This is a genomic window from Paraburkholderia phymatum (assembly GCF_038900715.1).
Taxonomy (GTDB): Bacteria; Pseudomonadota; Gammaproteobacteria; order Burkholderiales; family Burkholderiaceae; genus Paraburkholderia; species Paraburkholderia phymatum_A.
On record NZ_JAYMRZ010000006.1, the window covers coordinates 289306 to 312556 of the forward strand.

Sequence of the window (23251 nt, forward strand, 5' to 3'; positions counted from 1 at the left end):
ATTTATCAATAAGCGATCTCCCCAGGCTCGCCCGGATGTGAGTGAAGTCGTACACTCCCTTCAAACCATCACGCTAAAAAAATCATCATGGCGCGTCATCCGACCAAAATCGTCTCATCGGAACATCTTGTTTCCGAGTTCAGTGCGGAACTGTCCGAACTGGAATATGGGCTGATCATGGCGAGCAACGCGTTCAACCGCTGGATGGTTCGTTGTATGGCGGCTGCCGGTGACAAGGACATGACGGCCATCGAGGTGTCGCTGCTGCATCACGTGAGCCATCGCGAGCGGCGCAAGAAGATCGCCGACATCTGCTTCGTGCTGAACATCGAGGACACGCACGTCGCGACCTATGCGCTCAAGAAGCTTGTAGCTAGAGGGTATGTAAAAAGCGAAAAGACCGGCAAGGAGGTGTTCTTTTCCGCTACGCAGGCGGGGCGCGATCTGTGCATGAAGTATCGCGAGGTGCGTGAGAACTGTCTGATCGCTACGCTTAAGGAAAGCGGCCTCACCAATGAACAGATCGGCGAGGCCGCGCAACTGATGCGCAACGCGTCGGGTATCTACGACACGGCAGCGCGCGCGGCCGCATCGCTTTGAGACTGTTTACGAAATTGCGACCGCGCGCTCAGGCGGTCTCTTTCTCTTGCGGATACCAGGCGGCATCAGTGACGATCGCGTCGAGCGGAATGTCGTGTGCTTCGTGCTGCAGCGTTTCCGTACGGCATGCTTCATACGCAATGCCCACTGTGGTGGGCACTTTCCCGGCGGCGCGAAACATCGCGAGCGTGCGGTCGTAATAGCCGCCGCCATAGCCGAGCCGATAACCGTCCGCATCGAAACCGACGCACGGCACGAACAGAAGGTCGGGTGTGATCGCTTCGCCTGACGTCGGTTCATGGATGCGATGTGCGCCGAGTTGCATCCGCATGTCCGGCGTCCACACATGAAACTCGAGCGGCTTCTCGCGGCCCGTGATGACGGGCAGACTCGCGCGGCGCGTGGCGTCCGTCGCGAGCCAGATTGCGATCGCGGCGCGTATGTCGAACTCGCCCGACAGCGGCCAGTACAACCCTACGCTCTTCGGCGCAAAGCGCTTCAACGCATCAAGCACGCGACGGTTCAGCGCATCGTTGATACCCGGCCCGCGAGCCGCATGCAGACGTGCTTCGAGAAGCGTTGTACGCAGTTCCTTTTTCGATTTTGCGCAGAGGTTGCATGCTATGCTTGAGTTCAATTCGCGCTCCAGAAATAACGATGTCCAAACGCCTCTTCCGAGTATATCGCGCGGCCAGTCTGGCGCTCGCCGCTGCGGCACTCGTCGCGTGCAGCACGGCTTCCGCTGTCAAGCCCATTCAGCTTTCCCCACCCAACAACGACGACCAGATTTTCGTGCAATTGCGCGAGGCCGCGCGCAATAACGATGCTGGCCGCGCCGCGCAACTCGCGGCGATGATTCCGGATTACCCGGCGCCTTCGTATCTCGAGTACTTCCAGTTGAAGCCGCAGCTGTTCGACAACCAGGGCCATCCGCGCGTCGACGCGCCCGATGCACCCGTGCTGTCGTTCCTGCAACGCTACGACGGCCAGGCAATCGCGGACCGCATGCGCAACGACTACCTCGTCGTGCTCGGCGCGCGCCACGACTGGCGCAACTTCGACCAGCAATACGCGCGCTTCGTTCTCGACGACGACACGCAGGTGAAGTGCTACGCGCTCGAATCGCGCGCGGCAAAAGGCGAGAACGTCGCCGACGCGGCGCGCGCGCTGCTCGTCGAGCCGCGAAACTACGGCGACGGCTGTGTCGATCTGATCACCTCGCTCGCGATCAACCAGCAGTTCAGCAGCGGCGACGTCTGGCAGCAGATCCGTCTCGCGTATGAACAGAATCAGACGAACACGGGCGCGAAGCTCGTCGATGCGCTCGGCAACAATCGTCCCGATCCGACGCTCTTCGACCAGGCAGCGAGCACGCCGCCGTTGCTGCTCGCGCGCGGCGTCGGCGCCGATCCGCAATCGCATCAACTGGCGTTGCTCGCGATCACGCGCATGGCCCGCAACGATCCGGCGATGGCAGCCGCAACGTTCGGTTCCGTCGCGCCGTCGCTGACCTCGCCTGAACGCGCGATCGGCTGGGGCACGATTGCCTATCAGGCGGCAGCGAAGCAGATGCCAGGCGCCGTCGACTGGTATCGCCTGTCGGTGAATGCGCCGCTGTCGAATCCCGCGTACGAATGGCGCACGCGCGTGGCGCTCCTCGCAGGCGACTGGACGATGGTACGCTGGTCGATCGAACAGATGCCGCCTTCGCTGCGCAGCCAGCCCTCGTGGGTCTACTGGCACGCGCGCGCGCTCAAGCAGGCAGGCGACGTGACGACCGCGAACCAGGAATTCGAGTCGATTGCACAGGGCTACAACTTCTACGGCCAGCTCGCCGCCGAAGAACTCGGCCAGAAGATCATCGTGCCGCCGAAGACGACCGTCTCTGATACCGAAGTCGAGCAGGCGGGCAAGACACCGGGCTTCGCGCTTGCTCAGAAGTTCTATTCGCTGAATCTGCGTCTGGAAGGCAATCGCGAATGGAACTGGCCGCTGCGCAACATGAACGACCGCCAGCTGATCGCCGCCGCCGAGTACGCGCGCCGTATCGAGCTGTACGACCGCGCGGTGAACACGGCCGATCGCACGAAGAGCGAGCACGATTTCTCGCTGCGCTTTCTGTCGCCGTTCCGCGATATCGTCGAGCGCGACGCGCAGTCGAACGGGCTCGACGTCGAATGGGCATATGGTCTGATCCGTCAGGAGTCGCGCTTCATCATGAACGCGCGCTCGGATGTCGGCGCAAGCGGCCTGATGCAACTGATGCCGGGCACCGCGCAACTGGTCGCGAAGAAGATCGGCCTCGGTCCGATTACACGCGCGCAGATGAACGACATCAACACGAATATCCTGCTCGGCACGAACTATCTGTCGATGATCTACAATGAATTCGACGGATCCGCCGTGCTGGCCACGGCCGGCTACAACGCCGGTCCGGGCCGTCCGCGCAACTGGCGCGCGTCGTTGCCGCACGGTGTCGAAGGCGCGATTTTCGCGGAAGCCATCCCGTTCCAGGAGACGCGCGACTACGTGAAGAACGTGCTATCCAACACGGTCTACTATGCAGCGTTGTTCGAAGGCCGTCCGCAATCGCTGAAGGCGCGTCTGGGTTACATCTCGCCCTTGCAATGACGGTGCGCCAGGCCGCCGCCGCGTGATACGCACACGCAGCGGCGCCCGACTTTCAGCCGTTGCCGCGGCTTCCTTCAGGGAGTCGAAAAATGCGACATCAAACCATCGCGATCATCGGCGGTTCCGGCTTCATCGGCAGTCACCTCGTCAACGCGCTCGTCGAACTCGGCAAGACAGTGCGTCTCGCCACCCGCAGACGCTATAACGCGCGGCATCTCACACTGCTTCCCATCGACGTGGTCGAAGTCGATGTATTCGATCCCATCCAGCTTGCCCGCTTCGTCGAGGGCGCGGATGCCGTGATCAATCTCGTCGGCGTGCTGCACGGTCATCGCGGCGATCCGTATGGCCCCGAGTTCGCGAAAGCGCACGTCGAGCTGCCGACGAAGATCGTCTCCGCATGCGAAGGCAAGGGCGTGCATCGGCTGATCCATATCAGCGCGATCGGCGCCGACCCGCGCGGACCGAGCATGTATCTGCGCTCGAAGGGCGACGGCGAACGCGCGGTTCACGCGTCGTCGATGCTCGCGTCGACGATCTTCCGCCCGTCCGTCGTATTCGGTCCCGAAGACCAGTTCCTCAACAAGTTCGCGTTCCTGCAACGGGTGTTCCCCGTGATTCCGCTCGCGAAGGCCGACGCGCGCTTTCAGCCGATCTTTGTCGGCGATGTCGCGAAAGCGATCGTCAACGTGCTGGATCTCGACGCGTCGACGGGCCGCACTTATGAACTCGGCGGGCCCTCCGTCTATACGCTCGAAGCGCTCGTCGAGTACTGCGGCTCGGTGATCGGCAAGCATGCGCGCATCATCCGTCTGCCGGATTCGCTTGCGCGGCTGCAGGCGCTGTCGTTCGAACTCGCGCCGGGCGAGCCCGTCATCTCGCGCGACAATCTCGACTCGATGAAAATCGATGCCGTGCTCAGCGCGCCGCTCGCACCCGAGCTCGATATCGAACCGGCCAGCATCGAAACGATCGCGCCCGTGTATCTGACGGGTTCGTCGTTCCGCTCGCGCTTCAACACGTTCCGCGAGAGCGCGGGCCGTTGAGCTCACAAACCGTTGTTCCCTTCAACTTCACTTCTGGTAAAGCATGAAACTCGTTATCGGTGACAAGAACTATTCGTCGTGGTCGATGCGGCCGTGGCTCGTGCTCACGCATTTCGGCATTCCATTCGAAGAAGTGCGGATTCCATTGGCCGAAGCGCAGACGGAAGCGTCCATCCTCGCGCATTCGCCTTCGGGCAAAGTGCCGTGCCTGATCACCGACGATGGCGTCACCGTGTGGGATTCGCTCGCGATCTTCGAGACGCTGGCCGAGCGCTATCCGCAGCACGCGATGTGGCCGCGCGACGCCGCCGCGCGCGGGCGCGCGCGCAGCGTCAGCGCCGAGATGCATTCGGGCTTCGGCGATCTGCGCTCGAACATGTGGATGAACATTCGCGCGTCGTTCGCCGGCAAGGGCGCGACGCCGGGCGCGCTCGCCGATGTCGCGCGCATCGACGCGATCTGGAGCGAGTGTCTCGAAACGTATGGCGGACCGTTCCTGTTCGGCGAGTTCACGATTGCCGATGCGATGTACGCGCCCGTCGTGATGCGCTTCAACACGTGGCAGCCGAAACTGTCGGAAGCGGCGGCCGCCTACGCGCGCCGCGTGACGGAACAGCCGGCCGTGAACGCGTGGATCAGCGATGCCTTGCGCGAAGGACATGACATCGCCAAGTACGACATCTGCGCATGAATATCTACGCTGTAGGCGGCGCGATCCGCGACGAGCTGCTCGGCATGCCCGTTCAGGATCGCGATTACGTCGTGGTGGGCGCGACGCCCGAGCAGATGATCGCGAAGGGCTTTCGTCCCGTCGGCAAGGATTTCCCCGTTTTCCTGCATCCCGACACGCATGAGGAGTACGCGCTCGCGCGCACCGAGCGCAAGACGTCGGCGGGCTATCACGGCTTCCAGTTCTTCTACGCGCCCGACGTGACGCTCGAAGAGGATCTCGAGCGGCGCGACCTGACCGTCAACGCGATGGCCCGCGAGGTGACGCCGGACGGCGATCTGACGGGCCCCGTGATCGATCCGTTCGACGGTCAGACGGACCTGAAGAATCGCGTGTTCCGGCACGTCAGCGATGCGTTTCTCGAAGACCCGGTGCGTATTCTGCGCGTCGCGCGTTTCTCGGCGCGCTTTGCCGATTTCACCATCGCGCAGGAGACGATGGCGCTGATGCGCAAGATGATCGAGGCCGGCGAAGTCGATGCGCTGGTGCCCGAGCGCGTGTGGCAGGAAGTCTCGCGCGGCCTGATGGAGAAGAAGCCTTCGCGGATGTTCGACGTGCTGCGCGAATCGGGTGCGCTCGCGCGCATTCTGCCGGAGATCGACGCGCTGTACGGCGTGCCGCAACGCGCCGACTATCACCCGGAAGTCGATACGGGCGTCCACGTGATGATGGTCGTCGATCACGCGGCCGCGCAGAATTACGCGTTGACGGTGCGCTTCGCCGCGCTCACGCACGATCTCGGCAAGGCAACGACGCCCAACGACGTTCTTCCGCGCCACATCGGCCACGAAGGGCGCACCGTCGATCTGCTCAAGCCGTTGTGCGAGCGTCTGCGCGTGCCGAACGAATGCCGCGATCTCGCGCTGCTGGTTGCGCGCGAGCACGGCAACATTCATCGCGTGATGGAGACGAAGTCGGCGGGACTCGTGCGGCTATTCGAGCGCTGCGACGCGTTGCGCAAGCCCGCGCGTTTCGCGGAAGCGTTGCAGGCGTGCGAAGCCGACGCACGTGGCCGGCTCGGATTCGAGGCGGCGGCCTATCCGCAGGCCGAGCGCTTGCGCGAGGCGCTCGTCGCGGCGCGCGCGGTCGATGCGGGCGCGGTCGCGAGCGCGTATGCGGACGAGCCTGCGAAGATCAAGGATGCCGTGCATCGCGAGCGCGTGCGCGCGGTCGCGAAGGCGTTGAACGAAGCGCCGTCGGAAGATGCGTGAGGGAATACGCGTGATTAAGCGCGCGTGAATCAGAGCAGCCGGGCGATCAGCGACAGCAGCATCGACAGTATCAGCGTCGACATGAACGGAAACGGATACTCCTTTCCGAACAGACGCAGCGTGACATCGCCCGGCATCCTGCCGATGCCGAGCTTGCGCAGCCACGGCCAGCACGCCGACAGCACGGCCACGGCGACGAACGTGGTGAGCAGCCAGCGGATCATCGTGTTTGCCTCACAGCGTGTGCGAACGGTCGCCGCGTGCGAACGCATCGAGTGTGCCGTCGATGCCGCGCGAAAACGCGATCACCTTGAAGAGCTCGCCCATTTCGGCTTCCGATAGCAGCTTCTGTACCGCGTTCGCGGCGGGGAGGAAGTGGGGAATGTCGGACGGATCGATTGCGCTCAATGCTTCCGTGATGCCCGCGTTCATCAGGAAGCGCGCCTGCGACGTATAGCCGAGCAGATCCGCGCCGGCATCGACGCCCGCCTCGGCGATCCCGGTGAATTCGACGTGCGATGTGATGTCCTGCAAGCCCGGATAGAGAAACGGATCGCCGTGCGCGCGATGCCGGTAGTGGCACATCAGCGTGCCTTGCGTGCGCTGCGCGTGATAGTACTCGTGACGCGGAAAGCCATAGTCGATCAGAATCGCCGCGCCGCGCGTGAGCATCGTGCAGACGGTGCGCGTGAAGGCGAGTGCGGCTTCGTGTGTCTCCGCCACGTAATCGCCATCGCCGTCGATTTCCAGATCGCGCAGGAACGCGGCATCGTGCGTCGACTGAACGGGACGGTCTGCGAAGCGCAGCGCGCCGTTCTCGAATGCGACGCCGCGCTCATGCCATTGCCCGCCGCTGCGCGCGAAGAGCCGCACGGGCATCGCGTCGAGCACTTCGTTGCCCACGACCACGCCTTCGAACTGCTCCGGCAATGCGTCGAGCCAGCGCACGCGCGAGGCCATGGCGGGCGCCTGCGCTTCGATCGTCTCCCGCTGGCGCTCGCGCAATTCGCCCGACAGATCGACGATCGAGTAGCTGTCGAACCGCGCGCCAAGCTCCGAAAGCGCATTGAGCAAGCCGGACGCCAGCTTGCCCGTGCCCGCGCCGAACTCCATCACGTGACGCGTGCCGCTCGCCCCCAGCGCCTGCGCGACGGGCCGCGCGAGCGTTTCGGCGAAGAGCGGCGACAGTTCGGGCGCCGTCACGAAATCGCTGCCGTCCTCGGCGCGGCGGCCGAACTTGATCGCGCCGCCGCTGTAGTAGCCCAGTCCCGGCGCGTACAGCGCGCGCTCCATGTAGCGATCGAACGGCATCCAGCCGCCGTTCGCGTCGATCTCCGCGCGAATCCGCGAAACCAGCGCTTCGGACTGCGCGAGCGCGGTCGGGCCGGGAGCAGGTAAACTATCGGGTTGGTGAGCTTTCGGATTCATCCTTGCATTGTAAATGACCGCCTCGAACGACACTTCCGCCGCCAACGCCCGACGCGAGCGCGTCGTCCTCGTCACGGGCGCTTCGCACCGGATCGGCCGGGGGCTGGCCGTCGGCTTTGCGGCGGCGGGCTGGGACGTGGCGGTGCACTACGGCTCATCGAAGGCGAAAGCCGACGACGTGGTCGCGGAGATCGCCGCGCTCGGCCAGCGCGCCGTCGCGCTGAAGGCGGATCTGTCCGTCGAGGCGGAAGTCGAGCGGCTGGTGCCCGATTGCATCGCGGCGCTCGGGCGTCCGTCGTGCATCGTGAACAACGCGTCGCTGTTCGACGAGGACACCGCGCTCGACATCGGCTACGCGAAGTTGCTGCATCTGACGTCGATCAACGTCGGCGCGCCGCTCGTGCTCGCGCGGATGCTGCACGAAGTCACGCCCGAGGCGGCGCGGCACGACGAGGCGCTGCGCAGCGCGGTCATCAACGTGCTCGACCAGAAGCTGTACAACATGAATCCGGATTACCTGTCGTACACGCTGACGAAAGCCGCGCTCGGCACGGCGACCGTCGCGCTCGCGCAGGCGCTGGCGCCGAAGGTGCGCATCGTCGGCCTCGCGCCCGGCCTCACGCTGCAATCCGGCGATCAGACGCCGGAGAGCTTCGCGGCCGCGCACAAGGTCACGCCGCTCGGCCGCGCGTCGCGCATCGAGGATATCGTCGCGGCCGCGCTGTATCTCGCGGATGCGCGGGGCGTCACGGGTACGACGCTGGTCGTCGACGGCGGCCAGCATCTCGTGCCGCTGCCGCGCGATGTGATGTTTTTGACGGGCGCCTGACCGCGAGGTCGCGCCTCACCGGCGCGCCGCAACGCGCGCCCAATTGCAACTGCGTGCCGCACGCACCCTTTTGCGCACGCGCCCTTTTGTACTGGAACGAACATGTCTGCCGCTTTGCTTCATCCCCGGCTCGCTGGTTGCCGCCGGCTCTTTCTGCGCAACTACGAGGTGCACATCAACATCGGCGTGCATGAGTTCGAAAAGCGCGGCGAGCAGCGCGTGGTGATCAACGTCGAACTGTTCGTGCCGCTCGCGCTGTCGACGCCCGTCGAAGACAAGCTGCGCGAAGTCGTCGATTACGACTTCATGCGCGCGACGATCGCACAGCGCGTGAGCCAGGGGCATATCCATCTGCAGGAAACGCTCTGCGACGATCTCGCCAAGGCGCTGCTCGCGCATCCGCAGGTCCGCGCCGTGCGCCTTTCGACGGAAAAGCCCGATGTTTATCCCGACTGCGATGCCGTGGGCGTCGAAGTCTTCCAGATCAAAGAGGACTGAGCGATGAACGCTCCCGAAACGTTGACGGGCGTCGACGCGAACGCCGCCGCCGAAGCGGCAGCCGCCGAGCGCAAGCACGCGCTGACGCGCCGCGAGCAGAAAGAAGCGTACGAGAACAACAAGCTGTTCAAGCGGCTTGCGCGGCAGGTCGGCCAGGCGATCGGTGACTACAACATGATCGAGCACGGCGACAAGGTGATGGTGTGCCTGTCGGGCGGCAAGGACAGCTATGCGATGCTCGACATCCTGATGCGTCTGCGCGAGCGCGCGCCGATCGATTTCGAGATCGTCGCAGTGAACCTCGACCAGAAGCAGCCGGGCTTTCCGGAACACGTGCTGCCCGAGTACCTGAGCAAGCTGGACATCCCGTTCCATATCGAGAATCAGGACACGTACAGCATCGTCAAGCGCCTCGTGCCCGAGGGCAAGACGACGTGCTCGCTGTGCTCGCGTCTGCGGCGCGGCATTCTGTATCGCGTGGCGGGCGAGCTTGGCGCGACCAAGATCGCGCTCGGCCATCATCGCGACGACATCCTGCAGACGCTGCTGCTGAACCTGTTCTACGGCGGCAAGCTGAAAGGCATGCCGCCCAAGCTGCAATCGGACGACGGCAAGAACGTCGTGATCCGCCCCCTTGCGTATGTGAAGGAAACGGACCTCGAAAAATACGCGGAATTGCGCGAATTCCCGATCATTCCGTGCAATCTGTGCGGCAGCCAGCCGAACCTGAAACGCGCGGAAATGAAGGCGCTGATCCGCGAATGGGAGAAGCGTTTCCCGGGCCGCGTCGAGAACATGTTCAACGCGCTGTCGAACGTGGTGCCGTCGCATCTGATGGACCACACGCTGTTCCCGTTCACGAGCCTGCGCGCGACGGGCGAAGCCGATCCGCAAGGCGATATCGCGTTCGACGACGAGCCGTGCTCGACCGATTCCACGTCGAACGGCACGCAACAAAACGCGTCGCAAACCATCTCTTTCGTGCCATTCCACGATCTCTGACAGTTTCGTCAGATCCCCGCAAAGCCTTTTACCACCGGCATTTGCGGGGATTTGTCGGTCTGCCGGGCAACGTTGCCGTCATGCGCACCGTGCTAGAATCGCCCACTCCAAACTCGTCATAGATGCCCACGTCATGAATATCGTGATTCTGGCGGCAGGCACCGGCAAGCGCATGCGTTCCGCGTTGCCGAAGGTGCTTCATCCCTTGGCCGGTCGGCCGCTTCTCGCTCATGTCATCGATACCGCCCGCACACTGAATCCGACGCGTCTCGTCGTCGTGATCGGTCACGGCGCGGAACAGGTCCGCACGGCCGTCGCGGCACCCGATGTGCAATTCGCGTTGCAGGAGCAGCAGCTCGGCACGGGGCACGCGGTGCAGCAGGCCTTGCCGCTGCTCGATCCGTCGCAGCCGACGCTCGTGCTGTACGGCGATGTGCCCCTCACGAAGGCGGGCACGCTCAAGCGTCTGACCGATAGCGCCGGCCACGACGGCTACGGCGTGCTCACGGTGACGCTCGACGATCCTGCCGGCTACGGCCGCATCGTGCGCGATGCGAGCGGCAAGGTCGAGCGCATCGTCGAACAGAAGGACGCGACGCCGGAGCAGCAGAAGATCGCCGAGATCAACACGGGTATCGTCGTGATGCCGACGAAGCGTCTCGACGGCTGGCTGTCGTCGCTGAAGAACGACAACGCGCAGGGCGAGTTCTACCTGACCGACGTGGTCGAGCTGGCGATCGAAGCGGGCCTCGATGTCGTCACCGCGCAGCCGGACGAAGAGTGGGAAACGCTCGGCGTCAACAGCAAGCAGCAGCTCGCCGAACTCGAGCGCATCCATCAGCACAGCGTCGCGGACGAACTGCTCGTCGCGGGCGTGACGATTGCGGACCCGGCGCGCATCGACGTGCGCGGCTCGCTCGAATGCGGCCGCGATGTGTCGATCGACGTGAATTGCGTGTTCGAAGGCAAGGTGACGCTGGCCGACAATGTGTCGATCGGGCCGAACTGCGTGATCCGCAACGCGACCATCGGCGCGGGCACGCGCGTCGATGCCTATACGCATATCGAAGGCGCGCAGATCGGCGCGCAGGTCGTGCTCGGCCCATACGCGCGTCTGCGTCCGGGCGCGGCGCTGTCGGACGAGACGCACGTCGGCAACTTCGTCGAAGTGAAGAACGCGGTGCTGGGTCACGGGTCGAAAGCGAATCACCTGTCGTATATCGGTGATTCGGATGTCGGCGCGCGCGTGAATATCGGCGCGGGCACGATCACCTGCAACTACGACGGCGCGAACAAATTCCGCACGATCATCGAAGACGATGTGTTCGTCGGCTCGGATACGCAACTCGTGGCCCCCGTGCGCGTCGGCCGCGGCGTGACGATCGCGGCGGGCACGACGGTGTGGAAGGACGTCGAAGACGGCCTTCTCGTGCTCAACGAGAAGACCCAGGTGGGCAAGAAGGGTTACGTGCGCCCGACGAAGAAGAAAAGCTGAAGGGAGCCGCGTGCGAGGTGCGCTGCGGACCCTAACTCTGCAAAGGATCATTGATTATGTGCGGCATTGTCGGCGCGGTAGCGCAGCGAAACATCGTTTCTGTTCTGATCGAAGGATTGCGTCGCCTCGAATATCGCGGCTATGACTCGTGCGGCGTCGCCGTGCTCGCGGGCGGCGAACCGAAGCGCGCGCGCAGCGTGGCGCGCGTCGCGGATCTCGACGAGCAGGTGCGCGAGACGCGCCTCGAAGGCGTGACGGGTATCGCGCACACGCGCTGGGCGACGCACGGCGCGCCCGTCACCGACAACGCGCACCCGATCTTCTCGCGCAACGAACTCGCGATCGTCCACAACGGCATCATCGAGAACTACGAGACGCTGCGCGACATGCTGCGCGGCAAGGGCTACGAGTTCATCTCGCAGACCGATACGGAAGTGATCGCGCATCTGATCCACAGCCTGTATCAGGGCGATCTGTTCGCGGCCGTGCGTGAAGCGACGGGGCACCTGCACGGCGCGTACGCGATCGCCGTGCTGCACAAGGACCAGCCGCATACGGTGGTGGGCGCGCGCCAGGGCTCGCCGCTCGTGGTCGGCCTCGGCGAAGGCGAGAACTTCCTCGCGTCGGACGCGCTCGCGCTGGCGGGCAGCACCGATCGCTTCATGTTCCTCGAAGAAGGCGACGTCTGCGAATTGACGCTCGAAAAGGTCCGCGTGTTCGATCGCGACGGCAAGCCGGCCGAGCGCGACGTGCGTCAGGTCGCGGCATACGGCGGCGCGGTCGAGCTTGGCCCGTATCGCCATTTCATGCAGAAGGAAATCTTCGAGCAGCCGCGCGCGATCTCGGACACGATTCCGCAATCCGATGTGTTCGATGCGTCGTTGTTCGGCGAAGGCGCCTCGAAGGCGTTTGCGGAAATCGACAGCCTGCTGATTCTCGCGTGCGGCACGAGCTACTACTCGGGCCTGACGGCGAAGTACTGGCTCGAATCGATCGCGAAGATTCCGACGCAAGTCGAGATCGCGAGCGAATACCGTTATCGCGATTCGGTGCCGAATCCGAAGTCGCTCGTCGTCGTGATTTCGCAATCGGGCGAAACGGCCGACACGATCGCGGCGCTCAAGCACGCCCAATCGCTGGGGCACAAGCACACGCTGGCGGTGTGCAACGTCGCCACGAGCGCGATGGTGCGCATGACCGAGCTGTCGTTCCTCACGCACGCCGGCCGCGAGATCGGCGTCGCGTCGACGAAGGCTTTCACGACGCAGCTCGTCGCGCTGTTCGTGCTCGCCGCGACGCTCGGCAAGATGCGCGGCCACATCAGCGCGACGCAGGAGGCGGACTACATCCGCCATCTGCGCCATTTGCCCGCGGCGCTCAACAGCGTGCTCGCATTGGAGCCGCAGATCATCGCGTGGTCGGAAGAGTTCTCGCGCAAGGAGAACGCGCTATTCCTCGGCCGTGGCCTGCACTATCCGATCGCGCTGGAAGGCGCGCTGAAGCTCAAGGAAATCTCATACATCCACGCCGAGGCGTATCCGGCAGGCGAGTTGAAGCACGGGCCGCTCGCGCTCGTCACGGAGGCGATGCCCGTCGTGACGGTCGCGCCGAATGACGCGCTGCTCGAAAAGCTCAAGTCGAACATCCAGGAAGTGCGCGCGCGCGGCGGCCAGCTGTACGTGTTCGCCGATGCCGATACGAAGATCGTCAACGACGAAGGCCTGCACGTGATCCGCATGCCGGAGCACTACGGCTTGCTGTCGCCGATTCTGCACGTCGTGCCGCTGCAGTTGCTCGCGTATCACACGGCGTGCTCGCGCGGCACGGACGTGGACAAGCCGCGCAATCTCGCGAAATCGGTCACGGTAGAGTGAGGCCGTCCGCTTTGCGGTGATGTTGTTGTTGTTGTCGTGCAAGCGTTCCGGATACGGCGCCATGTTGGCGGTCGTATCCGGAACGCCTCGAATTCAAGCTCTCGCTTTCTCCATTGCCTGACGTTCGCTCGCGAACGCTCAAGGCTTCGCCGCGCTGGCCAGCACGCACGGCATCGGTATCCGAACCTCGCCGGCGCTCTCATATCGCGCGGCCCCTTCGGTGATCGTCTTCTCGATCAAGTCCAGCGCCTCGGGCGTCTGCGCATTCAGGATCGCAGAGACGCGCACGCCGCCTCGCCTCACCATCTCGAATAGCGCGCCGGGCGCTCGCGCCTGCAAGGTCAGCCCGATTTCCTGCACACGTGGGTCGAGAAAGCCTGCCTCGACGAGCACACGCTTGCATTCGTCCCAGTCGCTGAACCGGAACAAGGGCGGGCCTGGCGGCAACTGAACATCCATCCGGCCATGCGCTTCGATGGCCTTTAGCACGATTGCGAATCCGGCCGCCTTGTCGGGCGTCGCCCAATTCGTGAAGCCGATCTTGCCGCCGGGCCGCAACACCCTGAATGCCTCCAGAAGCGCCTTCTCGGGATTCGAGAAGTGCAGCATCCCGAAGTTGATGCCGACAGCGTCGACACACTCGTCGGGGAACGGCAGGTCTTCCGCGCTGCCGAACCGGAACGTCAGCGCGGGATAGATGCGCCGCGCCTGATCGACCATCGATTCGGCAAAGTCGACGCCGACGGCATCCGCGCCGCGCTGAGCGGCCGACGCGGCGAGGTAGCCGGGGCCCGATGCAACGTCGAGGAAGCGGACGCCACGGCGGACATTCAGCGCGTCGAGCAAAGGGCCGTGGGACTGAATGGTCAAGTTACCGAAATACGTGTGATAAGGCTGCGCGGCCCGTTCCCAGCCTCGATGTTCGAAGGCGCTGAATTCGCTTTCTTCCATATGGCTTTTCTCCAGACGCTGTATGGCGTTCGTGACGCTAACGATAGCGAGCGATGCCTGTCGGCGACGACGCGATCATTCCGTCGCCGCGATTTAGCGCGATGAATTCCGTTATAGGCTCCTCGCGCGAGAGTGCAACGATCAATCGACGAACGGTGTGAATCACGCGGACTCGACATCCGGATGTCCACACGATGCTCTGGACAACATGGGGATATCGCGGAGGCGATTGCTGTGGGCGGATTCTGGGTAAACACGCGGAACACTCGAACATGAGAAAAGTTATCCAAGGCTGCGGGCACGGGTCCCACGCTTATGCGCATGGGTATCCGTTTCGCAACCGATTGAACGCAATGCGGATTTGATGCTTGTCCACAGAAAACGGCGACGCTTGTTAACTGCTACTACATATACATATCGATGAGTTAAAAGCATTGAGCAATGCATGCGTACCGGGTGAATGTGCAGCAGATGATGGAATTTGCCTGTTCCCTGGACAACACTGGATTGATGAATCGGTCGTGCGTGAAGAGCAGTGCCGCAGTGTCGGTCTGCCAAAGGCAGTGCGAGCGCATTGTGTGCGGAGCCGGCCAACACTCATCGTTTTGACGCTGGCTCGCGAATCGCGCGTGAGCGCTGGCACGCCGCGCGCAGCAAGCCTCGCGGCCCGCAAGTGCTTCATTGGCATGCCCATTGCTCTTTACTGCGCGCCCGCCAGGAAAGCGGACCTCACTACTCATCAACCGGAGGCGATCGTGCTTGCAGCAAAACCCTGTACCGCGACGTGTGTCATCGATGGAATCGCGGTTACGCTCACTTTTTTTCCTGACACGGGCGTCCTGCGCATCACGGACAGCACGGGCAGCCGTCTGAGAGAAACCCGCTGGTCCGCTTCGTGGGACAGCCTGGTCGCGACGTTCCGCGAACTCAGTGAAACGGCCGACGAAGACCGCGCCGATCCGGACGTGCTGTTCGGCAGCGTCTGCCGTTCGCACGCGGCGAGCACGCGCTTCGCAACGTGAACGTATCGCGCGCCGCTGGCCGTCCGCGAACAAACGGGCGAACAGCGCCACGAATCGCCCTCGCTTCAGCCAATTGATTGCGCGCGCCCGCTCCTATACTTCTTTCCATGGAGCGACGGTTCAACAAGCCCCATCGATGCGGTTCCCCTCCGCGTCGTGCATGACCGTAGGTTGCCTGCAATTCGATCAGCAGTTTGAAGTTCTCGTTTGCAATAGCAGTAGGGCAGTACAGCAGTAGCGCAGTACAGCAATACGCCAATACAGCAGTAGCGCAGTACAGCAATACGCCAGTGCAGCAGCACCGCAATAGCGAAGTCATGCAGTCGGCAACAGCAGTCGTAGCAGCGGCAAACGAGCAGTCGATTCACCGATTCAACAGAATGCAGTTGGGGTTAGCAGCAAGGAGTAGGCGCGGGGCCAAATCGAAGCAAAAAGAAGCGTGACCAATAACAGCTTCATGTGATGAGCAGCAGTCGGCAAGCATCCACGCGCCTGTACGATATGACTCATCCACCGAGCCCTGTTCCCCCGCGGAACAGGGCTCTTTTTTCAGCACAGACGATCCATAGCTCAAGCGCGCTCGACGTCCTGCCACGCGCCCGCTGCCATGCTCTTCACCGATGCATCGACGAATGCGAGTCCCTTTACGCCATCGCGGACGCTGGGAAAGAGCGCAGGCCTGTCATCCCGTTCGCCTTCGCTGATCCGCCCGGCGACACGCTCTGCGAACTCCGTATAAAGATTCGCGAACGCTTCCAGATAACCTTCGGGATGGCCGATGGCGATGCGCGTCGAGCGTTGCGCGCCTTCGCTCATCGTCGGGCCGAGTCTGCGCGTGATGATCTGCTCGAAGCCGTCGTGCCGGCGATGAATCAGGCGGTTCGGCTCTTCCTGATGCCATTCGAGTCCGCCTTCGTCGCCGTGGATGCGAAAGCTCAGTCCATGCTCGGAGCCCGCCGCCGCGTTCGTCACCCAGAGCGAGCCGCGTGCGCCGTTCTCATAGCGCAGCAGAGCGGAAACGTAATCGTCGATGGTTCGGCCGGGAATCGCCGAGCCGACGTCCGCGCATACGCGCGTGACGTCGAGCCCGGTGACGTATGCGCCCAGATGAAACGCGTGCGTGCCGATATCCATCAGCACGAGCGAACGCCCCGCGCGTCCCGCTTCCGTGCGCCAGCCGGCGGGCAGATCGTGCGCGGCCAGATAGCTCTGCACGTATTGCAGATGCACCTGGCGAATCTCGCCGAGTTCGCGAGCGCGGACCATATCTCGCGCTTGCCGCACCATCGGAAAGCCCGAGTAGCAGTACGTCACGCAGAACTCCGCGTGAGTCGCGTCGACGCGCGCCGCGATCTCGCGCGCCTGCGCCAGATCGTTGGCCAGCGGCTTGTCGCAGATCACGTGAAAGCCGTTGTCGAGCGCCATCATGCAGATCGCGTGATGCGAGTCGTTGGGCGTCATCACCGCGATCACGTCGATGCGATCGGGCCGCAAGGCTTCCGCTTCGATCATCTGCTGCCAGGACGGATACGCGCGCTCATGATCGATGCCGAGATTCGACGCCGCCTGCCGCGCGCGTTCGGGGTCGGAGGACAGCGCACCCGCGACGATGTCGTAGTGCCCGTCGAGCCGCGCCGCGATGCGATGCGTCTCGCCGATGATCGAGCCCGGCCCGCCGCCGATCAGTCCGAGCCGAATGCGTCTGCCGATGGTGCTTATCGTCATGTCGTCTCCGTCGTTCGAGTGAGTGCGTGACTAGTGCGTACAGCTAGTGCGTCGCGTTGCGGACTTCGAGATCGCGCAGTGCTTCCGCGAATTTTTCGTCGGACCAGTTTTCGTCGAGCGCCGTCGCGAAGATCTGTTGCTGGCTCGCGGGCGCGAGTCCGCCGACGGGCGGATTGCGGTCGAGATTGGTCGGGAACGCGTAGCCTTCCGCGCACGACGCGATCACGGCCGCCGCTTCCGTCGCGTCGACGCGTCGTTGCGCGCGCAACGCACGCAACGCGGGAAACACGGCGTTGCACATGCGCGTGCGATCGAGCGATTCCATCGCGCGCCCATAAGCCGACGACACCTGCAGCAGATTCGCCATCCGCTGCACGTCGCGCGTGCGGTTCGAACCGGCCGCGTGAAAAAGCGCGGGACTGAAGAAGATCGCATCACCCTTTTGCAGTGGCAACTGCGCATGGTGCGATTCGAAATACTCGCGGAAATCCGCGCGGCGCCACGCGACATAGCCCTGCGGATAACGCTGCGAGAACGGCAGCAGCTTGGTCGGCCCGCTATCGACGGGCATGTCGCTGTGCGCGACGGCGCCTTGCAGCGTCAGCAGTGCCGACATCGAATGCACATGGGCAGGAAAGCGCTGCGCGTCGTCGACGGTGAGAAAGCCGAGATGAAAATCGCGGTGCGCCTGTTGCGCCTCGCCGCCCGGACGAACGACGTTCACCTGCGACGTCATCTGATAGCCGGGGCCGAGCCACGCTTGCGCGGCCGCCATCAGGATCGGATTCGCGAAGTAGCGCACGAACACTTCCGGCGCGGCAAGACAGAGCTTTTCCTGCGCGTTCCAGATGCGGTCGTTCGCGCCAGCCTTCGCAAAGTGATCGGCGCCGCCGCCTGCCTTGCGCTCGCTTCGGATGATCGATTCGAAGATCGCGGTTGCGTCGTCGATCGCAGACGTGTCTTCGTAGGCGCGCTTGAGCACGAACACGCCTGCGCCGTCGAGCAACACGTCCGCCCATTCGGCCAGCAGCTCGGGACGGCGCGACGCATCGGCCACGACGGGCCGCAGCGCGTCGCAGTCGTACACGGGAATCGCCTGTTCGATGGCGGCGGCGAAGCGCGGCCGTGCATGCGCTTCGCGCGAAGTGTCGATCAGCGTCGCGAAGCCGTCGACGGAACAGTCCGCCTCGCGAAACCACGCGCGCGCGCCCGATGCAAAACGCCGAGGGTCCTGGCTCATGTCGTCTCCCGTTCCATGCAACCTGATTGCCGGATGTTTCGAATCAGCTTATCGCCAAACTGCGGCGCTGCGTTACCATCGAAACATCAAAAACACATCAAACACGGGCGGCGTTTTCGTTCGGTGATCCCTCGGTGATCCATGAGTCATCCCTTTCTGATCAAGGAAATCGCGTTGCAGGCGGGGCTCGGCACGGCCACCGTCGACCGCGTGCTGAACGGCCGCGTGCACGTTCGCGAGCACACGCGCCGCCGCGTGATGCAGGCGATCAAGGAACTGGAGAAGCAGCAGATGACGATGGCGACGAGCGGGCGCAAGCTCGTCGTCGATGTCGTCGTGGAGGCGCCGCGCCGTTTCGCCGACGAGATCCGCGACGCGCTCGAAGACACGATCCCGAGCCTGCATCCGGCGATCTTCCGGCCGCGCTTTCTGATGCAGGAGACGATGACGACGGCGCAAGTGGTCGATGCGCTGCGCGCGATTGCGCGGCGCGGCAGTCATGGCGTATTTCTGAAAGCGCGGGACGTGCCCGAGATCGCGCAGGCGATCGCCGAGCTGAAGCAGCGCGAGATTCCCGTCGTGACGATGTTCACCGACATTCCGGCGTCGGAGCGCATTGCGTATGCGGGACTCGACAATCGCGTCGGCGGCGCGACGGCTGCGTATCTGATCGGCCACTGGCTCGGCAGACGCGCGGGCAACGTGCTGGTGACGATGAGCAACGAGCGCTTTCGCGGCGAGGAAGAGCGCGAGGCGAGCTTTCGCGCGACGCTTCGCGAGCGCTACGCGCATCTGACGCTGATCGACGCGAGCGGCGGGCAGGGACTCGATGCGGAAACGGAAGGCCGTGTGCGCAAGGCGGTCGAAGCGGGGCAGAAGATCGCCGCCGTCTACTCGATGGGCGGCGGCAACGCAGCGATTCTGCGTGCGCTCGGGTCGCTGAAGCAGCATCCGAAGTGCTTCATCGGACACGACCTGGATCGCGAGAACGTGCAGTTGCTGCGTGATCGCGCGATCACGGCGGTGCTGCATCACGATTTGCGGCAGGACATGCGCTCGGCGTGTCAGCACGTGATGTGCTTTCACAAGCTGCTGCCGATATCGGCGGTGAGCGCGTCGTCGTCGGTGGTGGTGGTGACGCCGGAGAATATTCCGAACGAGGTGGCGCGGCGCTTTGCCGGGCGCGATGAGCGCGGCCAGCGCGAGAGCTAGCGGCCACGGTCTCTTTGATGCGCGCGGCCTGCCTCACCAGTGCTCTTGGGCTTCGACCAGAAAAAGAAAAACGCCACGGACAAGCCGTGGCGCGCAAATCGTCCCGATGATTCCGACTGCGTGGAGAATCATGGAGAACCTGGAGACGGAAACAAGTCTACGTCGACGCCGCGCACGGCCATCGCGCGAATAGTGAGCGTTTTTCCCCGCAATTCAGGTGCGGCCCGCGCATTCCGGCCTACGCACGCCGTTTCGCCGGATCGGCATGGTCCGCGCGATCGTGGCTCTCGTCCGTTGGCGCGTGCGCCTGCGTCCATTCCGCCGATTTCACCTGATTGCGCCCAGCCGCCTTCGCCGCGTAGAGCTGCGCGTCGGCGGCGGCGACGAGTTCCGGCGGCGTGCCGCCGTCGGCGGGACAGCATGTCGCGACACCGATGCTCACTGTCACGCCGCCGTGATCGGGCGGCAGTGGGTCGACGCGCAACGTCTCGACGACGCGGCGCATTTTCTCCGCGACATGGATCGCTGCATTCGACGCCGTGTCGGGCAGCACGACGGCAAATTCTTCGCCGCCGTATCGCGCGACCATGTCGATCGAGCGCCGCGCCACCGATGCGATGCAATCCGCGATGGCCGCCAGCACTTCGTCGCCGGCTGCATGGCCGTAGGTGTCGTTGAGGCGCTTGAAATGATCGATGTCGATGAAGAGCACCGACATCGACGCGCCGTTGCGGCGCGCGCGGCGCCATTCCTCGTCCAGATGCAGGTCGAGCGTGCGGCGATTGCTCAGCTTGGTGAGCGGATCGGTGGCGGCCAGCTCGGCGAGGCGCGCCTGCGCGCGCACCTTGTCGCGCAGCGTGAACGCAAGCGTCCAGCAGACCAGTACGACGATCGCGCCCAGCATGAAAGTGAGTCCGCCCGCGATCACGCTGCGCGTGCGCCAAAGGGTGAGCACATCATCGACGGCGGGCGCGACGACGACCACCAGCGGCGTGCCCGGCACATGCTCGTACGAGTAGATGCGCTGCACATGATCGACGGGCGAATAGTCGATGTACGACCCTGCCGTTGCTGTCCGCCTGTCGGCATAGAGGGGAATCCCCTTGACGTTGGCGCCGATCAGGCTTTCGACAAATGGCTTGCGCGCGAGCACCGTGCCGTCGTCGAGCAGGATGGCGGCCGTTCCCGCCTCACCCGTGCTGATCTTGTCGAGCAGCCGTTGCAGATAGGCGATGCGCACCGCCAGCAGCGCGACGCCGGCGAACGAGCCGTCGGGTGCGTCGATGCGGCGTGACAGCGCGAACGAAAGCTCGCGACCGCGCAGCCGCGACCGGTACGGATGCGAAACAAACAGGCCCGCCTGCGGGTCGCGCTGATGGGCGATGAAGTAGTCGCGGTCGTCGAACCTGACGGTCTTGTTGACGGGGCCTTGCTGTGTCGCCTTGAGCATGCCTTGCGTATCGACGACATAGGCGCCGCCGAGGTACGCGGCCAGGGTCGCGCGATCGAAAAGCATCGTGCGGCGCAACTCGTCGGGCATCTGCCAGACGGCGGGTTCCTGCGCGCGATGGACGATTTCCTGCAACGACAGGTCGTAGATTTCGACGTTGCGCGCGATATCGCTCGAAATCAGCAGCACGAGATTCGCCGACGTTTCGCGTGCGTGGTCAAGCGCGTCGGTGCGTCCGGCGTACAGCGTGGCCAGCGTCAGGCCCGCCATCGCCGTTGCGATCAGCGTGCCCGCGATGCCCGTCAGGAACGGGCGATTGCCGACCGCTTGCGACACGGCCGCGCCGTGCGTGCGCTCGAGGTGGCGAAGCCTGTGACGGATGGCCGGAAGCGGATTCAACACGAGAGCAGTCTCTGTAGTGGGGGCATTACGCTATCAGGCTAGCGAAGGTTCCAGCAAGTGCCCGTCGCGTTCGATGCATGCCAAGCGCATGCCCGCTGAACGCGCGCTCGCGATGTACAGTGATAGCCCAATCGATTGACACACACAACGATATGACGACTGGCTTCGCTCGCCGCGCATTTTCCTGGACCCACATCAGCCTCACCGATCTCATCGAACGAGGCGAGCGGCGGACAAAAGAAGAAGCGTCATCCGGCGACGCGTCGCGCGCCGCGCAGGACGCTCGCTTGCCGCGCCGCGGACGGACGCTGTGGCTCGCGGTCAGCCTGTCGATGGGCAGCGCGATCGCGCTGGGGCTCGCGCGCTTTTCGTACGCGCTGCTGCTGCCGTCGATGAAAACGGACCTCGGCTGGAGCTTCGCGCAAGCGGGCGCGATGAACACGGCGAACGCGCTCGGCTATCTGCTTGGCGCGCTCGCGTTTCCTCGACTGTCGCGGCGCTGGCCGGCAGCCGCGCTCTTTATCGGCGGATGCATGGCGACGGCCTTGCTGATGGCAGCGACAGGCACGCTGTCCGATACGAACACGCTGTTCGCGCAACGTGTCGCGACGGGCATTGCGAGCGCGTTCATCTTCGTGAGCGGCGGCGTGCTGGCGGCGCGGCTCGCATCGTCGAGTCCGCGCGATGCAGGGCTCGTTCTGGGCCTCTACTACGGCGGCACGGGATGGGGCATCGTGGCATCGGCGCTGCTCGTGCCCGCGACACTCGTGCATGCCGTGCATGGCTGGCAATTCGCATGGTTTGCGCTTGCGGGCGCATGCGTCGCGTTGTCGATCGTCGCCGGCATCGCTGCGAAACGCGTCGACAGGCAGCACGTGTTGCGGACGAGCACAGCGGCCGAAGCGGCCGCGACGACGCGGCACGTGTCTGTCTTGCGCTATGCGTTCGCGCTGTCCGGCTACGGGCTTTTCGGCGTCGGCTATATCGGCTACATGACGTTCATCGTCGCGCTCCTGCGTGGCGACGGCATGAGCGAAGGCGTCGTGACGGGCTTCTATGTGCTGCTCGGCATGGCGACGATCGTCTCCGCGCGCATCTGGTCGCGGCTGCTCGACCGCATGCGCGGCGGTCAGGCGCTGGCCCTGCTCAATGCGCTGCTGGCATTCGCGACGCTGTTGCCGGCGCTCGTCGCGCATCCCGCCGTTGCGTTTGCGTCGGGGCTGCTGTTCGGCGCGACGTTCCTTTCCGCCGTCGCATCGACGACAGCGTTCGTGCGCCACAACCTGCCTGCCGCGCATTGGGCGCGCGGCATCAGCGCGTTCACGATTGTCTTCGCGTTCGGGCAGATCGTCGGGCCGACGGTGATCGGCTGGGTCTCCGACGGCGCCGGTCTCGAACGCGGCCTCATCTATTCGGCAGGTCTGCTTGCGGCGGGCGCAGCGCTTGCGGCATGTCAGAGGACATGGGCGCATAAGGCCGGTTCGGTCAACTGATCGATTTTCGTCGACGCGCGCATGTACGGCGCAACAGCATATTCGATGCCACATCAGATGTTGCGCGGGCCGCACGCAGCACGGATTGCGGTCGCCAGCGCACAGACTGCGTGCATCGGCGGGAACACGATAAAAACCGACGAAATACTCAGTGCTCCCATTCGAATCTGACTGTTGCTATTTCGTCAAAACAACTAGAGAGACGGGAGATCAACGCCTAAAGTTAAAGTGCTTTCTCAAGTCTCTTGTGCAGTGCGGGGGGTGTTATGAAACGTAGAAACGCGCGACAACTGGTTCGGCTACTGTCGGACATGCGACACGCGGCGGATTGCAGGGCGCTTCGCGCAGCTGCGACGCAACGGGCGATGGAGCTTGCAGCAGCTGAGGCAGCGGAGGAAGAGCAGGAAAAGCC

The 23251-nt window shown here is 64.1% G+C and carries 20 protein-coding genes; 13 read left to right on the forward strand and 7 right to left on the reverse strand.

Going from position 1 to position 23251, the window contains the following annotated elements:
* Positions 1 to 87 precede the first annotated feature (87 nt).
* Positions 88 to 600 (forward strand): winged helix DNA-binding protein, encoded by a 513-nt coding sequence (locus VSR68_RS14365; protein WP_087736256.1) that lies wholly within the window; start codon positions 88 to 90, stop codon positions 598 to 600.
* Positions 601 to 628: 28 nt separating this feature from the next.
* Here the strand turns inward: VSR68_RS14365 and VSR68_RS14370 are convergent, their stop codons facing one another.
* Entirely contained in the window at positions 629 to 1237 is a 609-nt protein-coding gene (locus tag VSR68_RS14370; protein WP_342940476.1) for a 5-formyltetrahydrofolate cyclo-ligase, read from the reverse strand.
* A gap of 20 nt (positions 1238 to 1257) precedes the next feature.
* Here VSR68_RS14370 and VSR68_RS14375 point away from each other — a divergent pair, with 20 nt between their 5' ends.
* The 4 genes from VSR68_RS14375 to VSR68_RS14390 all read left to right on the forward strand — a co-directional run bounded on the left by VSR68_RS14375 (position 1258) and on the right by VSR68_RS14390 (position 6218).
* Entirely contained in the window at positions 1258 to 3231 is a 1974-nt protein-coding gene (locus VSR68_RS14375; protein WP_342940477.1) for a lytic transglycosylase domain-containing protein, read from the forward strand.
* Between the two features lie 89 nt (positions 3232 to 3320).
* Positions 3321 to 4277 carry a complex I NDUFA9 subunit family protein gene (locus VSR68_RS14380; protein WP_342940478.1) on the forward strand — a complete coding sequence of 319 codons (957 nt, stop codon included), beginning with the start codon at positions 3321 to 3323 and terminating at the stop codon, positions 4275 to 4277.
* A gap of 43 nt (positions 4278 to 4320) precedes the next feature.
* Positions 4321 to 4968 carry a glutathione S-transferase family protein gene (locus VSR68_RS14385; RefSeq protein ID WP_342940479.1) on the forward strand — a complete coding sequence of 216 codons (648 nt, stop codon included), beginning with the start codon at positions 4321 to 4323 and terminating at the stop codon, positions 4966 to 4968.
* Positions 4965 to 6218: a multifunctional CCA addition/repair protein gene (locus tag VSR68_RS14390; RefSeq protein ID WP_342940480.1), complete on the forward strand. Its 1254-nt coding sequence runs from the start codon at positions 4965 to 4967 to the stop codon at positions 6216 to 6218. The genes VSR68_RS14385 and VSR68_RS14390 overlap by 4 nt, the downstream gene beginning before the upstream one ends.
* A 29-nt stretch (positions 6219 to 6247) precedes the next feature.
* Here VSR68_RS14390 and VSR68_RS14395 read toward each other — a convergent pair whose 3' ends face one another.
* On the reverse strand, positions 6248 to 6442 hold the full coding sequence (locus VSR68_RS14395) for a DUF2905 domain-containing protein (protein WP_090871319.1): 195 nt from the start codon (positions 6440 to 6442) through the stop codon (positions 6248 to 6250).
* Between the two features lie 10 nt (positions 6443 to 6452).
* Positions 6453 to 7646, reverse strand: coding sequence for a class I SAM-dependent methyltransferase (locus tag VSR68_RS14400; protein ID WP_342940481.1), 1194 nt, complete (start codon positions 7644 to 7646; stop codon positions 6453 to 6455).
* Positions 7647 to 7659: 13 nt separating this feature from the next.
* Here VSR68_RS14400 and VSR68_RS14405 point away from each other — a divergent pair, with 13 nt between their 5' ends.
* The 5 genes from VSR68_RS14405 to glmS all read left to right on the forward strand — a co-directional run bounded on the left by VSR68_RS14405 (position 7660) and on the right by glmS (position 13344).
* Positions 7660 to 8475, forward strand: a complete 816-nt coding sequence (locus tag VSR68_RS14405) for an SDR family oxidoreductase (protein WP_342940482.1) — start codon at positions 7660 to 7662, stop codon at positions 8473 to 8475.
* Between the two features lie 102 nt (positions 8476 to 8577).
* Positions 8578 to 8973 (forward strand): dihydroneopterin aldolase, encoded by a 396-nt coding sequence (locus VSR68_RS14410; protein ID WP_342940483.1) that lies wholly within the window; start codon positions 8578 to 8580, stop codon positions 8971 to 8973.
* A 3-nt stretch (positions 8974 to 8976) separates the two neighbouring features.
* On the forward strand, positions 8977 to 9975 hold the full coding sequence (ttcA, locus tag VSR68_RS14415; protein ID WP_342940484.1) for a tRNA 2-thiocytidine(32) synthetase TtcA: 999 nt from the start codon (positions 8977 to 8979) through the stop codon (positions 9973 to 9975).
* A 133-nt stretch (positions 9976 to 10108) separates the two neighbouring features.
* A complete protein-coding gene (gene glmU / locus VSR68_RS14420; RefSeq protein WP_342940485.1) occupies positions 10109 to 11470 on the forward strand; it encodes a bifunctional UDP-N-acetylglucosamine diphosphorylase/glucosamine-1-phosphate N-acetyltransferase GlmU in 1362 nt (453 codons plus the stop codon).
* Between the two features lie 56 nt (positions 11471 to 11526).
* Entirely contained in the window at positions 11527 to 13344 is a 1818-nt protein-coding gene (gene glmS / locus VSR68_RS14425) for a glutamine--fructose-6-phosphate transaminase (isomerizing) (RefSeq protein ID WP_342940486.1), read from the forward strand.
* A 138-nt stretch (positions 13345 to 13482) separates the two neighbouring features.
* On the opposite strand, the gene VSR68_RS14430 is transcribed toward glmS, so the two are convergent.
* Positions 13483 to 14340, reverse strand: a complete 858-nt coding sequence (locus VSR68_RS14430) for a class I SAM-dependent methyltransferase (protein WP_342940530.1) — start codon at positions 14338 to 14340, stop codon at positions 13483 to 13485.
* A gap of 710 nt (positions 14341 to 15050) precedes the next feature.
* Between VSR68_RS14430 and VSR68_RS14435 the strand changes: the two genes are divergently transcribed.
* On the forward strand, positions 15051 to 15317 hold the full coding sequence (locus tag VSR68_RS14435; protein ID WP_342940487.1) for a hypothetical protein: 267 nt from the start codon (positions 15051 to 15053) through the stop codon (positions 15315 to 15317).
* A gap of 570 nt (positions 15318 to 15887) precedes the next feature.
* Here the strand turns inward: VSR68_RS14435 and VSR68_RS14440 are convergent.
* Both VSR68_RS14440 and VSR68_RS14445 read right to left on the reverse strand, forming a co-directional pair.
* Positions 15888 to 17042, reverse strand: a complete 1155-nt coding sequence (locus VSR68_RS14440) for a Gfo/Idh/MocA family oxidoreductase (protein ID WP_342940488.1) — start codon at positions 17040 to 17042, stop codon at positions 15888 to 15890.
* Between the two features lie 43 nt (positions 17043 to 17085).
* The gene (locus VSR68_RS14445) at positions 17086 to 18282 is read right to left on the reverse strand and encodes a phytanoyl-CoA dioxygenase family protein (RefSeq protein WP_342940489.1); all 1197 of its coding nucleotides are present in this window, start codon (positions 18280 to 18282) and stop codon (positions 17086 to 17088) included.
* A gap of 141 nt (positions 18283 to 18423) precedes the next feature.
* On the opposite strand from VSR68_RS14445, the gene VSR68_RS14450 reads away from it, so the two are divergent.
* Complete coding sequence (locus VSR68_RS14450) at positions 18424 to 19494, forward strand: LacI family DNA-binding transcriptional regulator (protein WP_342940490.1); 1071 nt, start codon at positions 18424 to 18426, stop codon at positions 19492 to 19494.
* A gap of 238 nt (positions 19495 to 19732) precedes the next feature.
* Here the strand turns inward: VSR68_RS14450 and VSR68_RS14455 are convergent, their stop codons facing one another.
* Positions 19733 to 21346, reverse strand: a complete 1614-nt coding sequence (locus VSR68_RS14455) for a sensor domain-containing diguanylate cyclase (RefSeq protein ID WP_342940491.1) — start codon at positions 21344 to 21346, stop codon at positions 19733 to 19735.
* A 152-nt stretch (positions 21347 to 21498) separates the two neighbouring features.
* On the opposite strand from VSR68_RS14455, the gene VSR68_RS14460 reads away from it, so the two are divergent.
* On the forward strand, positions 21499 to 22839 hold the full coding sequence (locus tag VSR68_RS14460) for a YbfB/YjiJ family MFS transporter (protein WP_428983506.1): 1341 nt from the start codon (positions 21499 to 21501) through the stop codon (positions 22837 to 22839).
* Positions 22840 to 23251 lie beyond the last annotated feature (412 nt).